This window comes from Propionispora sp. 2/2-37 (assembly GCF_001298735.1).
Classification (GTDB): Bacteria; Bacillota; Negativicutes; order Propionisporales; family Propionisporaceae; genus Propionispora.
Genome location: NZ_CYSP01000002.1, coordinates 177,420 through 195,047 on the forward strand (window position 1 = coordinate 177,420; position 17,628 = coordinate 195,047).

A 17,628-nucleotide genomic window follows, 5' to 3' on the forward strand; every position below is an offset into this window, starting at 1 on the left:
TCCTAATTTTCCAAGCCTAAACGCTCACGCCGGTAGCTGCCGTCTGTTACCCGTTGGCACCACTCCATATTCGCTAAATACCACTCCACCGTTTTTACGATACCGGTCTCGAAGGTTTCAGCAGGTACCCAGCCCAGTTCGCGTTTTATCTTGGAAGCATCGATCGCATAACGCTGATCATGACCTGGCCGGTCTTTTACATACGTAATTTGTTCCCGATAGGATTTTCCATCCTGACGGGGCCGTTTTTCATCCAGAATCTCACACAAAGCATGTACAATGCCCAGATTTGTTTTTTCATTGTGACCGCCAATATTGTACTTTTTACCGGCTGACCCTTCTTCCAGCACTCTCAGAATTGCCCGGCAATGATCCTCCACATACAGCCAGTCCCGCACATTAAGCCCATTACCGTATATGGGAAGAGGCTTTTCCTCCAGCGCATTTAAGATCATAAGAGGGATTAACTTTTCCGGGAACTGGTATGGTCCGTAATTGTTAGAACAATTGGTTATTAATATTGGCAGGCCGTAGGTATGAAAATAAGCCCGGACTAAATGATCAGCGGAAGCTTTTGATGCCGAATACGGCGAATTCGGCGCATAAGGAGTGGTTTCCGTAAAATACCCCGTTTCTCCCAGCGTGCCATACACCTCATCCGTGGATACATGCAAAAACCGGAAAGCGTCTTTCCTTTCCCCCTCCAGACTGCGCCAGTATTTTCTGGCTGCCTCCAAAAGAGCGAAGGTCCCATTGATATTGGTTTCAATAAACGCCGCCGGCCCTTCTATCGAACGGTCCACATGTGACTCGGCCGCAAAGTGGACAATAGCATCCGGCCGGTACTCGGAAAATAGCTGCTCGATCAATGGCTGGTCACAGATGTCGCCCTGCACAAAAGTGTACCGCTCCTCCGTCTCTGCCTCCCGCAGCGAATCCAGATTTCCCGCATAGGTAAGCTTGTCCAGATTCACGATCCGGACCGCATGATTTTTTAAAGACAATTGAATAAAGTTACTGCCGATAAACCCGGCACCACCGGTAACAAGTAAAGTTCGCATGATGACCTCCCGCAAATTTCTTAGGGACATATTTTATTGTAGAATTTTTGACAAATTTTTTAAGTTCAGGTAAAATATTATCTAGATTTTACGTATCACTTCCTTTTACGACATGATTTATTACAGCACTTTTTTTGCTTCAAGCCGAGGCTGCCGTCGTTAGCTTCTTTCTGCAGTCTCCGGTTGAATAACCAGATGAACATAAGAATGGCTGCGGAATCGAGAAGAATATCCCCCAACCGGCTGGTACGCCCTGCGGTAAAAGACTGGTGAAATTCATCCAATACCGCATAGCTGATAGCCAGCCCGGCTCCCCAGGGAAAGGAATATCTCGTTGCTATAAATGTGGCAATGCCCAGCATTCCAAAAAACAAAATATGCCCGGCCTTATGTAAGATAAAGTTAGGGTCCAGGCTCATAGCATAGGAAAAAAAACCACCTTCCCCTATTTGCAGGCTATATTGTTGTATCCATACTTGAATGTTCCTCGGCAACCAACTATTGCTAATGGGATGCAAACCGGGAATGCCGGAAAAAATATAAATTGCCAGCATTACGGCAAGTGCCGGCAGCCATCGTAATAAATCCCTCATTTACTATCCACCCATATTATTTCCTGGCGTTTTCAGGCGATTTTCCCCTTTCAAAATGCAGGAATTCTGTTGCCAATAACGACGGTGCATGCTCAATCGCAGCTTCAGGAATACAGGTAATGTTTGTTCCTGCATTCCTAACCTATAGCCCAGATACTTCAAAGCGGTTCGAATAAAAGCCGAAGGCAGTAAATACCAATTTCCGGTATGGAATAAATATTTCAGCTCGGATAGTACGAACCTTGCTCCTTCGCCTTCTGCCTGACCAAATTGTTCTCTTATCCACGCCTCTTTCGCGTGAAAGACACCAATATCAAAATACCGTTTGAACTCTTGAAGGTAGGTATAATCATGCGAATGATACACCCTGGCATCGGCACAATAGGCAATTTTCCAGCCTGCTAACAGCATTTTGGCTGCTACATACGTATCTTCACTTAAAATGGTATTGCTCGGAAATCCTCCGACTTTTAGTAAGGCGGTACGACGATAAGCAGCAAAAGAATTCGATATAAACGCGGCTTTTATGCCCAGTTGTTTGGCATCTTCTCGCGATTTGACGCTGCTTTTATCAGGATAGTTAAAAAACCGGGCATGCGCCCCTAACGGGCCGGCGCCGCGATGCGGCAATTGGCGCCCGAACGCAGCTCCAACCTGAGGATCGTCAAAAGCTCTGATCAATTCCTCCAGGGAAGCCTGATCAGCTAATATGGCATCTTGCGTAAGAAATATAATAATCTCTGCATTCGGACACAACGTTACACCGTATTGTCTTGTAGCACCGTGATTAAAATCCGGTCTTTTAATTTCAACTATGCGTAAGCCCGCTTCTCTGGAATCGAAAACCGTATTATCATCGGATTCCGAATCCAATACTAAAATATCCTCGATAGCTCTCTTCTGAATTTTTATTCCTTCTATCCATCGTTTCCACATAGTACCGGCGTTTAAAGTCGGGACAATTAAAGTACATTTATGTTTATTTCCCATATCCCATCCTCAAGTTTCTTTATAGAGTAAGAGCTGCAAACTTATTTATGCAGCTTTCGGCATCATAACATGTACTGATCCACTCTTTGGCACGCTGTGCCTGTTTCCATGCTTCCCGGTAATTGTCGTGGATCCTAAGCAGGCTGTTGGAAAAATCATTAATCTCATCATTAATCCACACCAGACGCTGAAGCTGATCATCGGTTCCTTCAATTCCCACCGAGGTGGTTACCAGGGGTTTGCCCCAGGCAATGGAGTCAATCACTTTTATTTTTACGCCTGCGCCATTTTGTATGGGAACGATCAATACATCCAGGCCATTTATAAATTCATCTAGATCCTCAACAAAACCGTGGGTATAGACGTGTTCATACCCTTTAAAAAGCTCACTGTTATGCCCGGCTATATGGAGTTCAGCATATTTCACCGCCTTACAAATAGTAAGCCAGCCGGAGTTTAAAAACCATTTTAAGCCTTCTACATTTAACGCAATATTGAGATCTCCAAAATATCCTATTTTGTAATTTTGCCGGTTGATGGGTAGCTCTTTATCGGTAATTGCCATATTATTTCTGCCGTCTTTCTGTTCTTTTATATCTACTAAGGGCGGAACCCATCTAAGTTTATTGGCAATTTGGGGATACAGGTCAGTTAAAACCTCGATCTCCTGACGGGATATTACATGGATCTCATCAAATAGAGGAAAAACTTTTGCTTCAAACCACTTGTATTGCCAGCTTGTCAGAAGGTGAATATACCGGGTGAAGTCCATTACGGTATTTGCCAGCGCTTTATGATAGTTGCTTTCGATATTATGAAGCCTTAGGATTGAATAATGCTGCGCCCGTACGCGGTGGGGAATTCCCAGCCACAGTAAACAACTTTGTAAACCTTCGATAACGTTCACTTGTTTTTCATCAGTTTCCAGCCGCTCCTTTAATTCTTTTATCAACGAAGCGTTATATCTCGTAAAAACCGGGATCGGCATCAGCCATTTCGCTGGATTTAATATAGTTTTTCTCGGGTAAATGGTTAAATTTATCTTCGGTGGAACTTTTCTGTGTGGAGTTTGCTCACTGATATTATCAACTGCCAGCACGTCCACATCATATTCACGGGCAACTGCCGCTATACGCCTGCGGATATCTTCGCTCCCTCCGGTAACAATTTTTCTATAGGGATTAACCAGTGAAATAAAATTGATTTTCATCGTACCAAACCACCTTTGCAAGAAGCACTGTTCTTCTCTGTTCTGACATAATACCAAGCCACGCCAAACGTTATCCAATATTCGAAAAACCGGAATGAGTCAATATTAAATCCCGTTAAAAACGTCCCCACTATACTTACCAGCAGGGAAATCCCCAGTACATCAACTTCTTTCTCAGAAGAATATTTGTCTTTGATCTTCCTGTAGCATAAATGCAATAGTGTTATCCAGATCAGAGCCCAAAGCACCAGCCCTATACCCCCGGTTTCAGCAAAGATCCGCGAATAAATACCATGTACCGGAGGCCACTTGGAGCCGGTAGCGTTGGTCATCCAGTCCTGGATTTCATAGCTTTGATAAGCCCAGTCGGGCATGTAATCAATCGAATAGAAGCCATAACCGCCAAAACCTACTCCGAACACAGGATTGCTGAGCCCCATATGGATTGCCGCGACCTGAGAGCCGTACCGGGCAACATTGGAAAGATTATCCGAAGAATAGATGGACATGAGTACACCGGAAAGCCCTTCAAAATCCATATTGAGTTTAGAAGTCAAACCCAGGGCGATTACCAGCAGAACAATAAAAACACCGTACAAACCAGATATTAATTTCGCATTTTTTGAAGAGTAGAATTGTAATACCAACACCGTATACACAATGAATTCGAAGATGGTTATCAAATACGCCGTACGTGACAGGGTGAAAATCAATAGCATAACCAGGTACCCTACACTTAAAAACGCGATGAATTTATGTTTTGTTGTAAAAAGATACGACATCAGCCAGGGGAACAAAATACTGCAGTAATTGGCAAACCACGATGCTTCTGCTGAAACCGATCGAACTTTGGCGTATAGCCCCGGCATATTGGGATCGCGTATCCACTCATTAATCACCAGGAGAACATTTGCGGAAACGCTGTTATGCGTGAATATATAGGATAATTCAAAAATGGAATACACGCATACCAGGATAAAGGCATATAAATGAAATCGTCTGATGCTGGTTAGTGGCACATTCTGTGATTTCATAGCGTAATAAATTGCATGAGAAGTACTGGCAACAGTTAAAAACAATAGGATTTGAAGGATATTTTTTTCAATTCCTACCCTTCCTTTAAATTCCGCAGTTAAAAGTTCGGGGAAATTAATTAAGGAAGAAATCAAAATCCATATAAAAAAAGCTTGAAGAAAGTAGGTACTGGCATTACGCGGGATAGTAAGCTTTCCCCTCAGCGCCATGGTAAATGCCCAAATGCCCGTAAGGATGATCAGCGGATAAAACGCTCCTTCACCAGCTATTTCATTAAAAATATTTTGGAAATAGGGCAACCCGTTAAACGGAAGCAATACAATGGATAAGCCTAAAAAGAACTTTATAAAATTAATTTTCATTTAGCCTGACCTCATCATGTATACAGGATTCTACTCATGCAGCATGTACTTAACAGGCAATCACCTCCTTGATTTCAGCCATTCTTTTATCCTCAAAAACCACTAAGGTTTACGGTATAGCCTGACTTTTTCGCAGGCAGTCCATCATGATCTTAATAATCATAGGTATTCGATTCCACTGCCTTCTTCTAATCCGGTTAAGCAGAGCCAGGACTATGCCGATATATACCGTCACTAGCTTCCTGGGATAATACTTCCGCGTAAATACGATACGATTTCGAATGATATAATAGTCGGCAATGCTGCTTTGCTCCTTAGGATCGCTGGCCGACCCGATACTGGCGCCTTCTTTATGGTACACAATGCTTTGGGGCGAAAATGCTAATGTAAACCACTCCTTGCCTCTTGTAGCCCAATCGATTTCTTCATAATAGAGAAAGTAAGCCTCACTCATTAAGCCCACAGTATCAATAAAGGCTCTGGAGACAATCATTGACGCCCCCATTACATAATCCATCGTCTCTTCTACCTGTTGCTGATTCAGGTTTTCATTCTTATACTCCAGGAATGTCCCAATGTGTTTTGAGGTGCCAAAACTCTTGTTGTAGGTAGCTCCCCCCAACGCTTGTATTTTGTCAGGACAATGGTAATATAATATGGTCGACCCACCTATTCCGGCTGTCTTTTTCGCTGTCATTTGCCCGACCAAATTAGTTAACGCATCCCCTTCAACGACAGTGTCATTATTTAAAAACCAGATATACGCAAAATCCCCTCTGGCCAAGGCATATCTGATCCCTACATTATTTCCCCCCGCAAACCCCAGATTGCCGCCTGTTCGAATTAAAACAAGCGGGGAATCCATTTCCCCATTCCCTCCGGCTTCCGCAGTGCATCTATCATATTCAACATAAGGAATCGGTTTGGGTTTATAAGGATATGTATTGCGGGCGATCCTGGAATGACTGCTTACATGGGCAAATTCCTTACCGTCTGCCCACCGCTTTATATGGTCCAGGGAATGGTCTCCCGAAGCGTTATCGCATACCACAACGGTATAGTTGGGATAATCACTGCGGAAAACGCTTTCCAAACACTCGATGGTATCTTTCCAGCCATTCCAATTTAAAATCACTATATATACCTTTTTATTGACCATTCATTGATTCTCCCAACACTTTTCCTGGATAGACTTTAAGCCTGGTACAGAAACCACCTGAATAGTACGGCAGCTAATCAACCGCTAAGCTCTCAGCAATTGTCCTGATTTTATAGGTGACGTTAAACATATTCTCTTCCGTTTGCTCCTTAATTTTCTGGCGTGTCTGTATTCCGCTGCGAATCACCTGTAAAATTTCTTCGCTACTTTGCTTGCGCGGGTCGGCCACCCAGCCATCCAGAGAAAACATTTTCCAGACGCCAATAAACTTTCTGCTATACGCAATGGGCACGGTTGGAATCCGCATCGCAATGGCACCAATACAGGAATGCATCCGTGATCCAATAAAAAAATCACATTGTCCGATAATGGCTTTTATTTCATTTTCTTTATAGGCTTTTTCCAGGCAATATACTTTGCCTGGATATTTTTTTTTCAGCTCCTTTTGCAGCTGCCGGCAAACCGTTAAATCGTCCTCAACCCATTCTTTCCCGGAGGTAATGACATGAGGTATAAATAGTACTGCAGCATTGCGGTTTTCATTTAAAATCATAGCTACCGCATTCCTAACCAGTGTCTTGTAATCTAAATTAAGGCCAAACATATTATTTTTTGTGTAACCGCCATTCCAGAGCAGCCCGCTAACGTTAAAACCAACCAATAACTCCTTTGACGCTTTTATTTTATTTAATTGCTTATTAAAATCTGTCGTAAGGTGCGGTTTCATGAAAAAAGCCATGTCGGGCACCAACGTTACTTGATTGTGATCGATCCCCAGAACATCACAACTAACCCTAAAGCTTACTTCATCTCTGACATACGCATGCTTTGATCTGGACAAAAGATAGGCTGCGATTCTCTTTATATACCCCCGCTTAAACGGCCCGATAGTTTGGGGTAAAATGACTAACGGTTTTTTCAACAGCAAAACAAGGTATTTATTCACAGAATGAATCAAAAAGCGTTTTATCCCATAAATGTCGCTAAAACTATCCCCCTCGCTCAAATCTAGTACGTAATCCGCCTGCTTCATTACGTTGATGATTTGATTGTGCCTTAGAAAACGCATCCCCAGCGATCCCAAAAAGTATTTGTTAATAAACACCAAAAGCGTCAATAGCAACAGGTTCTTCCCGCGAATCACCTCATCTTTGACGGCTATGCGGTTGCCTTCAGTCTCGATATAAACCGTTTCGCTTTTCATGTTGGATACTTTCAGGACCGTTATATCAAGCTCTTTAAACTGTGATGCCAACAATTCAATAGTTCCTCTGGTCAAAGCATTAACACCCAGGTTGCCGGAACGCAACGACCCACCCATCAGCAATATTTTCACATGCTCCTCCTCTTTTCCATTAATATGAATACTTTTTTTAATACACTTAGTTTTTTCTGCAGGGGTATTTCTCCACTCAGCAGTATCTCCCTCAAGGTTCGGTTTAGCTTGTTTTTACAGATCAGATAGGCTGCTGTCCACAGCTTCTTTGCTTGCACTTTTTTCGACAAATTCTGTTGATACGCCAGCAAACCGTTTTTATCGATTGCCCTCCCCCGGATTTTGCCGCTAATGCACAAAGAGCGATAGATGGCTTCAGCCTTACGGTTTTTTATGATGATCAGGGAATAACCATCTGTTTCCGACTTAAATTCTTCTCCCCAGGGATCGCCAACCGTAATATCAGCCTGCCCGGCCCAAATATCCCCACACAATAAACAGCGGGTGGGAACATACTTTATATTGGAAAAGTACTTATCCCAGGCTTCACGATAGGGCAGAGTAAAAGCTTGCCCGTTTTTTAACTTGACAGAAAACTTTCCCGGCCAGCCGTCACCGCGATAGCGCAGGGAAGCAACCTCCGACGCCGGTATTGCATTTCGCTGCAATAGATCATATAAGGCAGTTCTTGAGGGTGTATGGTGACAAAGAATTCCAATTTTGATATATATTTTTTCTTTCAAGACCGGAATTTTTTGTTCTAACCGAACGATTCCATCCAGATCGCAGGGTTTTCCGACAATCATATATTGTCCCGGCAAAGTCAGCAGCTCTTTCATGATTAATGATCCGGAAACCGGTGAATAACGCGACCCCATCGCTTTATTTAATTCCTCTTGCGTTCGCGCAATGAAGCATTCGCTTAGCAATGGCTGCTGTACGTTCTGACGTACACAAACAACGCCTTGAATTTTTTCCGTTTCCAATAGCTCTAACGCCAGAGCTGTAATAAAACCGCCGGATGCAGCTTGTCTTTGTATTGTCTTGTCTGCCGCCTTACCTACATAGCAGCTTAGCGCTCCGGCGGCCATTTGCTCATTCCCGCCGGCTCCGGCCTGATGAATATCCTGATAATAACGATACCCGGAACATACCTCTAAGCATTTTTTACAATGTACACAACGACTGCCGTCAATGGCCGGTTTGTTGTATTCTGCTTGAAAATCAATCCGGATACACTGCCGGGGACAAATGACCGCGCACGCACCACAGCCGCAGCATAATAAATCATCGACAATGGAATGTATATTGTGCAAACTTTTCCCCTTCCCTCATTTTCACGTAAATTCCGCAGTTGACGTTAGTTCTGTAATATTTCTTCCAGATTTTGTTTTTCTGCAATCAATTTGCTTCGATCGTATTGCCACCACCGCTGTAGTTCCAGTTTATTCAGCTTTTCATCCGCAAACCTTACACCAATCACTCTGGCAGGATTTCCGGCTACAATATGATAAGGCGCAACATTCTTGGTAACTACAGACCCGGCGCCGACAATGGCCCCATTGCCAATTTGATTTACTGCCGGTAAGATGATGGTGTTTGCACCAATCCAGACATCATGCCCTACTGATAAACTGTTACGCTTAATCCTGTCGGCTTTCACATATCCCAGCGCCGGGTTGTAAAACAGCGGATGGGTTGAAAAATATTCTTTAGGATGGTTTCCATTAAAAACCCAAACATTTTTTGCAATCGAACAGTAGCGGCCAAACGCTGTGCCCGGCGGGATTTTTTCCAAATCAAAGGCTCCCCCGTAGGTACCATAGCCAACCGTTATCCCATGATATGTCTTATAAAGCCTGCGAATGGCCTTAGACCAATACCAGCCACCATCCAGCCTTACAATAACAAGACGACAAACGTTTCTTACCATAGGGATAGCGCTTATGCCGTATAGGAGAAAAGCAAGTTTTATCATCAACTTCTTTATCATTTGCCGCACCTTCTACCATAGTTTAAATTTGTACACGCCATAGCTTCTATGGCACAAAACTATAACTTGTGACAAAACGGTGACTATGATCAAACTAACTACATTGAACTCCCGGTAAATCATTGCCAGGCTTATCAGATAGAAAATAAAACCTATTATATTGCTGCCGTTAAACCACTTATAATGTCCGAAAGCCACTAACAGGGGAAGACCCAATAGGGCTGACGGAATAGTAACCAGAACTTCCAATAAAAACAGCTTAAAAAGATAAGAGCTATGCAGAAACGCATGTCCAAAAACAAGCCCGAATAGGGAATCGCTTACGATAAACACGACAGCTACCATAAGAACGGTAATGGCAGTCGCCCTTTTTATCATTTTTTTTATAAAGGCTTTGTTGCGGGTACGTGCCATATACGGATAGACGGCATCCGTTAAAGGCTGCACCAAGCCTTCCATCGCGCGAACCAGTTTTTCTGCTACGGCATAGTATCCCGTGACCTCATTCGTCGTCACAAAACCTAAAAGCACGGTATTGGCTACCGTATACAGCGAAAGGCACGCTCTTGACAAAAACAGGTGGAAACTGTCTACCAGATACCCTTTCAACACAGTAACTTTCGGAATAAAAAACACAATATCAAATTTCGTAAAGATAATGTATAAACTGACCGAACCAATAATGAACTGCCCCAGCGAATTAAACAGAGGAACAAGCAAATAATCGGTTTCCACTCTTACAACCAAAAAAATCAGTAATGTAAAAATAGTTTTGGCTACGACGTTCAGAATGGTAATATATTGCATTCTTTCCTGGCCCTGAAAAAACCACACCGGAAATAGAGCATTGCCTACTACCATTCCGTAGGTATATAAGTGTATTAAGTAATAACTTCGGAATTTATCTATCGAAAAAACCATGCCACACAAAACTACGAAAAAAACCAACAGTAAGCTCATTTTGATAATTAATACACTACTGACGATTTCCGACAGCTTTTCCTTATTGCTGCGGTATATGGAAACATCTTTGGTAGCGGACAAATTAAAGCCAAAATCCACGATTATGATGAAATATTGAATAAACGCCTGTGAAAATGCTACCAGGCCAAACATTTCGGCATTTAAGACGCGTACTAAATACGGCATGGTCAGCAAAGGCAGCAGATAGTTAAACATTTGCAAAATGGAAAGATAGCTTACGTTCTTATATACTTTTTGCTCATCCCTGTTTTTCATGTTGATTTAATAGGCCCCTTTTTTCCCTGCTACAACCCCAATCGTCTTGATTAATAACACGATATCCTGCCACAACGACCAATTGCGCACATACCAGGAATCCATCTGCAGTCTTCCTTCAAAATCAATTTCATTACGCCCGCTTACCTGCCAAAGACCGGTAATTCCCGGCACGGTTTCCAGAATGGTAGGTGCCATATAACCCATCCGTTCCTTCTCACGGGGCAGGTAAGGCCGTGGTCCTACCAAGCTCATATTGCCGATTAATACGTTTAGAACCTGCGGCAGTTCATCCAGGCTGTATTTACGAAGCCATCTGCCCGTTTTGGTCACCCGGGGATCGTAGCCTTTTAGCTTGGCGTATTTGTCCCACTCTTCTTTGGCATCCGGATATTTCGCAAAATACGCCGCCAGCATACTGTCGGCATTGGGATGCATAGTCCGGAACTTGAAGCAGAGAAATTCTTTCCCTCCCTTGCCTAAACGCTTGGCAATATATAAAACCGGGCCGGCCGATTCCGCTCTTATCAATATGGCTAAGAGGAATAAAACCGGCAAAATCAGGACAAAAATCATACTGCCCAGCGCCATATCAAACAGGCGTTTTAAAAGACGATTACGCAGTTTTGCCAAGTTGTTTTGGATTTTTAACATGACGGTTTTATCTTTATAGAGTGTTTCCACTTCCATATTGCTCAGGGGAATGCCAAACAAATCCGGGACAACAGTCAGGTTACGCACATAGGGTTGAATCCGGTATATAAGGTTCAACATGGTCTGCCGGTCAAGACCCGGTGCCGCAATAAATACGTCCTGCACACCGCTCCTTTGAATAGCCTGTTCGGCATGGATAAACTTACCAATATTGGGATACTTATTTACCAAAGGACGTTCTCTGCCATGGTCTTCAATCAACCCGACAATTTGGTAACCCAACTGCGGCTCTTGCGCAAAATTTTCCGCCAATATTTCTGCCGTCTTTCCCGCACCGACCAAAACTACCGGCTTCTGCCATAGTCCCAGCCGGATCAGGAACCGCTTCGCAAAGTAACGGAGGAGTACCAGGTAGACAAAGGCAAACACTCCATTAAACAGGATAAAAGCATGGGATATTGGAATCTCCTTTTTGGTGAAAAACAAAATACCGGCAATGACCATGGTGGAAAATATCACGATTTTAAAAATGGCTTCGGCGCATTGATCCACCGGAAGTCTTTTGTGGTACATTCCGCTGTATATCAACAATAATAAATAGATGAACGGGACAACGATATAGACCAGCTGTTCAGGCAAAACAAGCGGCGCTGCCGGCATAAACCATCTGACCACAGTATCCCAAAGGAAAAAAACAGTAAGCAATGCAGCAACAATGGCAACATAGTCTAAGCTAAACAGAATGACCGTGGAAAACCATTTACCAATACGGGTGCCGAAAAAATCGCTCCGGCTGATACCCTTGAGCGCTGTTTCACTTACCTCTAATGACATGCCAACCCCCCCTTAATCACTCATTACCATAGTAGTAGTAATAATACGCATGTTCCGCCTCGACTTCCACCCGGTTCATAATCACCCCCAGGATCTCCCCCTGTGCTTTTATCAGAAGTTCTTTCGCCTTCCGCGCCATGTCCGGACGCACCAGCCCCGCGCCCAGTACCAGGATAACGCCATCTACTTTGGAGGCCAGTACACAGGCATCGGTTACGGCAATTGCCGGCGGAGCATCAATAATGATCACATCGGCTGTTTGTTTAAGCTCTTCCAACAGCTTCGTCATGCTCTGTGAGCCTAGTAACTCCGAAGGGTTTGGTGGAATCGGGCCACTCGGCAGCACCCTCAGGTTAGGGATTGTCGTATCTACGATAAGCTGGGCAGCCGTAATATTCTCCTCAATTAAAATATCTGTCACACCGCGATTTTTCTTGGCAAATATCCGGTATTGCACCGGTTTTCGCAAGTCGCAGTCAACAATGAGTACGCTTTTGCCCGACTGCGCCAGCGCAACAGCCGTATTGGCCGCCGTTGTCGACTTTCCCTCATCCGGACCGGCACTGGTGAACATGATCACCTTCAGTTCTCCATCCAGTTTGGCAAATTGCATATTGGTCCTGAGGGTACGGTACGCTTCGGCAATAGGCGACTTCGCATCCTCATGTACGACAAGTTTTTGTTCCATCTATGAGTACAACCTTTCTCTTAGGTATGGTGCTGCTTGTTGCGGCTGAAACGGTTGTTAATCCGCATGAACAAGCCCTGCTTTTTCCGTTCCTGCTTCTCAGCAAAATCCGGGATACTTCCCAGTATCGGCAAATCCAGGTACTGCTGTACATCTTCCGCCGTCCGGATGGTTTTATTCATATGCTCCAGTACAAAGGCCAGACCCGTACCAAGAAACAGCCCCAGGACTGCTCCAACCAGGGTATTCAGCATTTTTCTGGGTTTAACCGGTTTTTCCGGCATAATGGCAGCATCCACAATCTGTACATCGGTTGGTTCCATGACTTCGCTGATGCGGGCCTCTTCATGGCGTTTGGCAAGCATGATATAGATCTCCTGGGCTACATTCGCGTCCCGCATTGCCTTGACCAAACCGTGCTGTTTGGCCGGTATGTCCGCCAGCTGTTTTTCATTGTCTCCCAATATCGCATCAATGGCATTTCTTTGGGCAGAGTATACGGAGGTTTCCGCTTCAGCCTCCAGCTTAGTCTGCAGCAGTCCCTGATGAACCGGATTCACGGAAGGCGCATCCGCACTCACTACCCGGGCTATTTCAGCATTGAGCCGGCTGTGCGCCTCGGCAATGGCCGCATTGACCTCCTGTAGCTTCGGATGCTGATCGGTGTAGTTTTGCATCAGGCCGACCCGCTGGATTTCCAGATCGGCCAGCTTGCTTTTATATTGCTGAATGACGGCATTGTCAGCGATAAAGCCGTCCTTCTCCTCCCCTAGCTGTTGGTTGGCACTGGCCAATTTGGCTTCGGCTGCTGCCAGGGCCACCTTATTATCCGCCGACAGCTTGTCTATCGTGGCCATTCTATCCACCAGCGCCTTGCTCTCCGCATCGGCATCTACAATCATTTGCTCCCGCTTATATTGTTCCAGCGCAGCTTCGGCCGTTTCCAGCTCCTGCTTGGAATCGGCGAGGCGCTCGCCGATGAACTGACGTACTGCCCCCTGCTCGGAACGAACAAGGGTTGTGAGTCGCTTTAAAAAGGTATCAACCAACACATTGGCCACATTTTGCGCTTCTTCCGGAGTGCTTGCCTGGACACTGACATCCAAAATTTCCGTATCTTTTACAGGTTTTGTCGTAATGGTTTTTATAAAGTCTTTATACTCAGGAATTTCTTGTTTTTCCGACTGGGTTTTATCAATGACTTCCTGAATCACGGTACGGCTCTTGATGATTTCCGCATAGGTAGACATCAGTTGTTTTGTGTTCATGGGGTTGATTACCGCAAGATCACTAAGGAGCGAGTCGGATAAACCCTTGGACTGTTTAATTCGCAGTGTCGTTTCCGCTTCATAGGTTGGCGGCAAAAGAAAACTTATTATCAATGCCACCAGGCTAAACCCGGCGAAGATACTTAGTATCAAGCGGCGGCGTTTTTTTAGTACTTTGATTATGTTGCGTAAATCAATCGTTGCTTCATCCACAGCGAAGTCCTCCACTAGTTAATTTGTCACGCATCTATTCAATTCTGGTCATGTAGTATAATGAAGAAACCCATGGCAGGATATCCCTGGCTATATCAATGCGTCTATTTTTGCTCAAATACACGACATCTCCGTCCCGCAATGCGTAGTTCTGGGTCATATCTCCCTTTTGCATCAACTGCAGCAGATTGGCCTCCAGGGGTTTGCCGCCCTGATTATCCTTACGGATGATAAACACTTTCCTCTTAGCGGCATCTTTCGTGTAACTTCCGGCGGAGCCGATGGCATCCAGCAGATTGTGCTGCTTCGTAAGCTCATACATCCCCGGCTTGGCCACTTCGCCGAGAACATACACCCGGGTGGTGTGATATTCCTCTATATTCATTGTCACCTTCGGATTCTTCACATAGTTGCTTAATGCTGCCGTAATATTCGCGACCACAACTGCCGAAGAACTGCCGGAAACCGAAAGTTCACCCACCAGGGGAACAGCAATTTTGCCGTCCGGACGGACCACCACTTTTTCTACCCCAAGCTCGTCCATACCCCAGACCCGGATACTCAGGACATCACCCGGCGCAATTAAATACTCTTGTTCCTGTGCGCCGGCAAGTCCTGAAACTGCAAAGAAAAAGAACAAAAATAAACTAAGAATGCTGCTGAGTGCCTTCACTTATATACCTCCCAAAAAGCTGGCTTCTCCATAAAAAACAGAATAGACCAATTTATTTACCGGAACGCAGGCATCTTTGAGCAAAACTGATGTGGTATTCTAAAGCGGAAACGATAACGTCTAGTTCTTCCTGTTCTGCCTTTTCCATCATGTCGCCGTCGATTATGTCATTAATTATTGTTTGAATCTGAAAGGTATGGTAGCCCATACTTTCCAGTTTTGTGGTCAGCTGTCGAATTTGGTTTAAATTTTTGGTCACCATAACGCCTCCCCTGGGATTTGTTTTTAATATTAGCAAATCTTTCCTGTTAGGATACCTACTTTAGGGATAGGCCATGAAAAGAAAAAAGCATAGCCGTTTGCTATGCTTTCAGGCAGTGTCAACTATACTTAAGACAAGGCAATCAAAAGAAAAAGTATAGTCGGCACTATACTTTTAGCTAGTGCCGACTATACTTTAGACTAGTATCTTGTCAACCCTTCCGTGACGCGTAGGCAATCAACTGGGTACGGTTAGTCAAATGCATCTTGGTGATCATTTCCTTAACGTGATACTTTACTGTGACTTCCTTCAACTCCAGCCGATTGGCAATCTCCTTGTAGGTCAAGCCTTCGACCAGTAATTCCAAAACCTCTCGCTGCCGGTCGGTCAATTCCTGCTGTATCCCGTCAGCGGCCTTATCAGCGCTTTGCCTGCGGCGGCTAATTTCCTGCAACATTCTTACGGCCAGGCCCGGTGCAAACGGCGGCTCACCGGCAGTCAGTCCCGTAAGCTGCCGGATAAAGGTTTCCGGCTCCATGCTCTTTAACAGATAACCCGAAGCTCCCGCCTGAATCGCCGCAAAAAGGCTTTCATCATCCTCTCTGGCTGTAAGCATGACAACCTTCACTTCAGGATGCTCTTTTTTAATCATTTGTGTAGTCTGTATCCCGTCATACCCCTCCATCCGGATATCCATTAGTATCAAATCCGGTTTCAACATCGCAAATTGACTCAAGGCTTCAGCCCCATTTCGAGCAGTTCCTACAACCTCAATGCCGTTGGCCATAAGAAAATGCCGCAATCCTTCCAGGACCAAAGCATGATCATCCACCAACAGCGTTTTCAATGCTTCCACCTTACTTTACACTTTTTTTAAGTAAATGGGATTATCACCTTTGTTCCTTCGCCTGGTTTTGATTCTATCCACAAGTATCCTCCTGTCCCGCTCTTTCGGCCAGAACCTTTAAGCCACAGAGCGTTCCCGTCTCAGGGAATGACCGCCCGGTTGACCCACAGCTTTATCCTCAACAATGGCCGTTGTCTCTCTATCCGTTTTTTTAAAACTCAGCTTTACTTGCCGGATTTGTCAGAATAATTCATTCTATATTTTTGTTTAATTTTAACAATTTTTCCCTTTTTTAACACCTACCTTAAGGATAGTCGATAAAAAGAAAAAGTATAGTTAAACACTATACTTTTAGCTAGTGTTTAACTATACTTAGATCAACCTGGAAACGAATTACTATGTATCTACCCGTTTATCTTTTGTCAAACCTTGTCGCGATGCGTGCGCAATCAATTGCGCACGGTTAGTCAAGTGCATCTTGGCGATTATCTCCTTGACGTGATACTTTACCGTGGCTTCCTTCAAATCCAGCCGACTGGCAATCTCCTTGTAGGTCAAACCTTCGACCAGTAAATCCAAAACCTCTCTCTGCCGGTCGGTCAATTCCCGTTGTGCCCCGCTGATCTTGCCACCACTTTGCTTATGGCGGCTAATTTCCCGCAACATTCGCTCGACCAGGCCCGGCGCGAGCGGTGTTTCTCCCGTGGCCAGTCCTGTCAATTGCCGGATAAAGCTTTTAGGCTCCATATCCTTTAACAGGTAGCCCGAAGCTCCCGCCTGAACCGCCGCAAAAAGGCTCTCTTCATCCTCCTTGGCAGTGAGCATTACGATTTTTACTTCAGGATACTCTTTTTTGATCATTTGTGTAGTCTGTATTCCATCATACCCTTCCAACTGGATATCCATTAATATCAGGTCCGGCTTCAGCATCGCAAATTGATTCAAGGCTTCAGCCCCATTCCGGGCAGTCCCTACAACTTCAATGCCGTTGGCCATAAGAAAATTCCGCAATCCCTCCAGGACCAAAGCCTGATCATCCACCAACAGCGTTTTCAATGTTTTCCACCTTACTTTCCATCTAGTTAAGAAAAATTGACTATCACTCTTATTCCTTCGCCTAGTTTTGATTCTAGCTGCAGGCGTCCCCCTGCTTTCTGAGCCTGTTTTGGTCATGATTTGCAGTCCAGGTATCCTCTCCCTTCAGAGAATACCTATCTGTCCCGCAGCCATCATCCTCAACAATGGCTATTATCTGCTGGTCTAGCTTTTTGATTATAATTTTCTTTGCCGGGCTTAGGCTATTCCTGATTACCCCAATCATGCCACACACT

Annotated in this window: 18 protein-coding genes; all 18 read right to left on the minus strand. The window is 44.6% G+C overall.

Going from position 1 to position 17,628, the window contains the following annotated elements; translation table 11 throughout:
• Positions 1 to 2: 2 nt before the first annotated feature.
• Positions 3 to 1,061 (minus strand): dTDP-glucose 4,6-dehydratase, encoded by a 1,059-nt coding sequence (rfbB, locus tag P22_RS02680; RefSeq protein WP_054258664.1) that lies wholly within the window; start codon positions 1,059 to 1,061, stop codon positions 3 to 5.
• Between the two features lie 95 nt (positions 1,062 to 1,156).
• Positions 1,157 to 1,654, minus strand: coding sequence for a VanZ family protein (locus tag P22_RS02685; protein WP_054258665.1), 498 nt, complete (start codon positions 1,652 to 1,654; stop codon positions 1,157 to 1,159).
• A 3-nt stretch (positions 1,655 to 1,657) separates the two neighbouring features.
• Positions 1,658 to 2,644 carry a glycosyltransferase family 2 protein gene (locus tag P22_RS02690; protein ID WP_054258666.1) on the minus strand — a complete coding sequence of 329 codons (987 nt, stop codon included), beginning with the start codon at positions 2,642 to 2,644 and terminating at the stop codon, positions 1,658 to 1,660.
• 19 nt (positions 2,645 to 2,663) lie between these two features.
• A complete protein-coding gene (locus tag P22_RS02695) occupies positions 2,664 to 3,854 on the minus strand; it encodes a glycosyltransferase (protein WP_054258667.1) in 1,191 nt (396 codons plus the stop codon).
• Positions 3,851 to 5,251, minus strand: coding sequence for an O-antigen ligase family protein (locus tag P22_RS02700; RefSeq protein WP_054258668.1), 1,401 nt, complete (start codon positions 5,249 to 5,251; stop codon positions 3,851 to 3,853). Before P22_RS02700 ends, P22_RS02695 begins: the two co-directional genes overlap by 4 nt.
• 109 nt (positions 5,252 to 5,360) lie before the next feature.
• Positions 5,361 to 6,410 (minus strand): glycosyltransferase family 2 protein, encoded by a 1,050-nt coding sequence (locus P22_RS02705; protein WP_054258669.1) that lies wholly within the window; start codon positions 6,408 to 6,410, stop codon positions 5,361 to 5,363.
• 73 nt (positions 6,411 to 6,483) lie between these two features.
• Positions 6,484 to 7,746 (minus strand): polysaccharide pyruvyl transferase family protein, encoded by a 1,263-nt coding sequence (locus tag P22_RS02710; RefSeq protein ID WP_054258670.1) that lies wholly within the window; start codon positions 7,744 to 7,746, stop codon positions 6,484 to 6,486.
• Positions 7,743 to 8,942, minus strand: a complete 1,200-nt coding sequence (locus P22_RS02715; RefSeq protein ID WP_054258671.1) for a Coenzyme F420 hydrogenase/dehydrogenase, beta subunit C-terminal domain — start codon at positions 8,940 to 8,942, stop codon at positions 7,743 to 7,745. Before P22_RS02715 ends, P22_RS02710 begins: the two co-directional genes overlap by 4 nt.
• A 44-nt stretch (positions 8,943 to 8,986) precedes the next feature.
• Positions 8,987 to 9,619 (minus strand): CatB-related O-acetyltransferase, encoded by a 633-nt coding sequence (locus P22_RS02720; protein ID WP_054258672.1) that lies wholly within the window; start codon positions 9,617 to 9,619, stop codon positions 8,987 to 8,989.
• Positions 9,620 to 9,631: 12 nt separating this feature from the next.
• Entirely contained in the window at positions 9,632 to 10,858 is a 1,227-nt protein-coding gene (rfbX, locus tag P22_RS02725) for an oligosaccharide flippase family protein (RefSeq protein ID WP_054258673.1), read from the minus strand.
• A gap of 6 nt (positions 10,859 to 10,864) precedes the next feature.
• The gene (gene wbaP / locus P22_RS02730; protein WP_054258674.1) at positions 10,865 to 12,346 is read right to left on the minus strand and encodes an undecaprenyl-phosphate galactose phosphotransferase WbaP; all 1,482 of its coding nucleotides are present in this window, start codon (positions 12,344 to 12,346) and stop codon (positions 10,865 to 10,867) included.
• 16 nt (positions 12,347 to 12,362) lie between these two features.
• Positions 12,363 to 13,034 (minus strand): CpsD/CapB family tyrosine-protein kinase, encoded by a 672-nt coding sequence (locus P22_RS02735; RefSeq protein WP_054258675.1) that lies wholly within the window; start codon positions 13,032 to 13,034, stop codon positions 12,363 to 12,365.
• A gap of 20 nt (positions 13,035 to 13,054) precedes the next feature.
• Positions 13,055 to 14,515 carry a GumC family protein gene (locus P22_RS02740; protein WP_054258676.1) on the minus strand — a complete coding sequence of 487 codons (1,461 nt, stop codon included), beginning with the start codon at positions 14,513 to 14,515 and terminating at the stop codon, positions 13,055 to 13,057.
• A gap of 34 nt (positions 14,516 to 14,549) precedes the next feature.
• Positions 14,550 to 15,188: a polysaccharide biosynthesis/export family protein gene (locus tag P22_RS02745; RefSeq protein WP_054258677.1), complete on the minus strand. Its 639-nt coding sequence runs from the start codon at positions 15,186 to 15,188 to the stop codon at positions 14,550 to 14,552.
• 52 nt (positions 15,189 to 15,240) lie between these two features.
• Complete coding sequence (locus P22_RS02750) at positions 15,241 to 15,450, minus strand: hypothetical protein (protein WP_054258678.1); 210 nt, start codon at positions 15,448 to 15,450, stop codon at positions 15,241 to 15,243.
• A gap of 211 nt (positions 15,451 to 15,661) precedes the next feature.
• Positions 15,662 to 16,297, minus strand: coding sequence for a response regulator (locus P22_RS02755; protein WP_054258679.1), 636 nt, complete (start codon positions 16,295 to 16,297; stop codon positions 15,662 to 15,664).
• Positions 16,298 to 16,693: 396 nt separating this feature from the next.
• Entirely contained in the window at positions 16,694 to 17,353 is a 660-nt protein-coding gene (locus tag P22_RS02760; RefSeq protein WP_054258680.1) for a response regulator, read from the minus strand.
• A 73-nt stretch (positions 17,354 to 17,426) separates the two neighbouring features.
• Complete coding sequence (locus tag P22_RS20970) at positions 17,427 to 17,618, minus strand: hypothetical protein (RefSeq protein WP_054258681.1); 192 nt, start codon at positions 17,616 to 17,618, stop codon at positions 17,427 to 17,429.
• Positions 17,619 to 17,628 lie beyond the last annotated feature (10 nt).

Excerpts from the sequence above, each read along its gene's own strand:
- P22_RS02700 (WP_054258668.1), bottom strand. The coding sequence starts at position 5,251 with ATGAAAATTAATTTTATAAAGTTCTTTTTAGGCTTATCCATTGTATTG.
- P22_RS02685 (WP_054258665.1), bottom strand. The coding sequence starts at position 1,654 with ATGAGGGATTTATTACGATGGCTGCCGGCACTTGCCGTAATGCTGGCA.
- P22_RS02750 (WP_054258678.1), bottom strand. The coding sequence starts at position 15,450 with ATGGTGACCAAAAATTTAAACCAAATTCGACAGCTGACCACAAAACTG.
- P22_RS02690 (WP_054258666.1), bottom strand. The coding sequence starts at position 2,644 with ATGGGAAATAAACATAAATGTACTTTAATTGTCCCGACTTTAAACGCC.
- rfbB (WP_054258664.1), bottom strand. The coding sequence starts at position 1,061 with ATGCGAACTTTACTTGTTACCGGTGGTGCCGGGTTTATCGGCAGTAAC.
- P22_RS02720 (WP_054258672.1), bottom strand. The coding sequence starts at position 9,619 with ATGATAAAGAAGTTGATGATAAAACTTGCTTTTCTCCTATACGGCATA.
- P22_RS02695 (WP_054258667.1), bottom strand. The coding sequence starts at position 3,854 with ATGAAAATCAATTTTATTTCACTGGTTAATCCCTATAGAAAAATTGTT.
- P22_RS02705 (WP_054258669.1), bottom strand. The coding sequence starts at position 6,410 with ATGGTCAATAAAAAGGTATATATAGTGATTTTAAATTGGAATGGCTGG.
- P22_RS02735 (WP_054258675.1), bottom strand. The coding sequence starts at position 13,034 with ATGGAACAAAAACTTGTCGTACATGAGGATGCGAAGTCGCCTATTGCC.
- P22_RS20970 (WP_054258681.1), bottom strand. The coding sequence starts at position 17,618 with ATGATTGGGGTAATCAGGAATAGCCTAAGCCCGGCAAAGAAAATTATA.
- wbaP (WP_054258674.1), bottom strand. The coding sequence starts at position 12,346 with ATGTCATTAGAGGTAAGTGAAACAGCGCTCAAGGGTATCAGCCGGAGC.
- rfbX (WP_054258673.1), bottom strand. The coding sequence starts at position 10,858 with ATGAAAAACAGGGATGAGCAAAAAGTATATAAGAACGTAAGCTATCTT.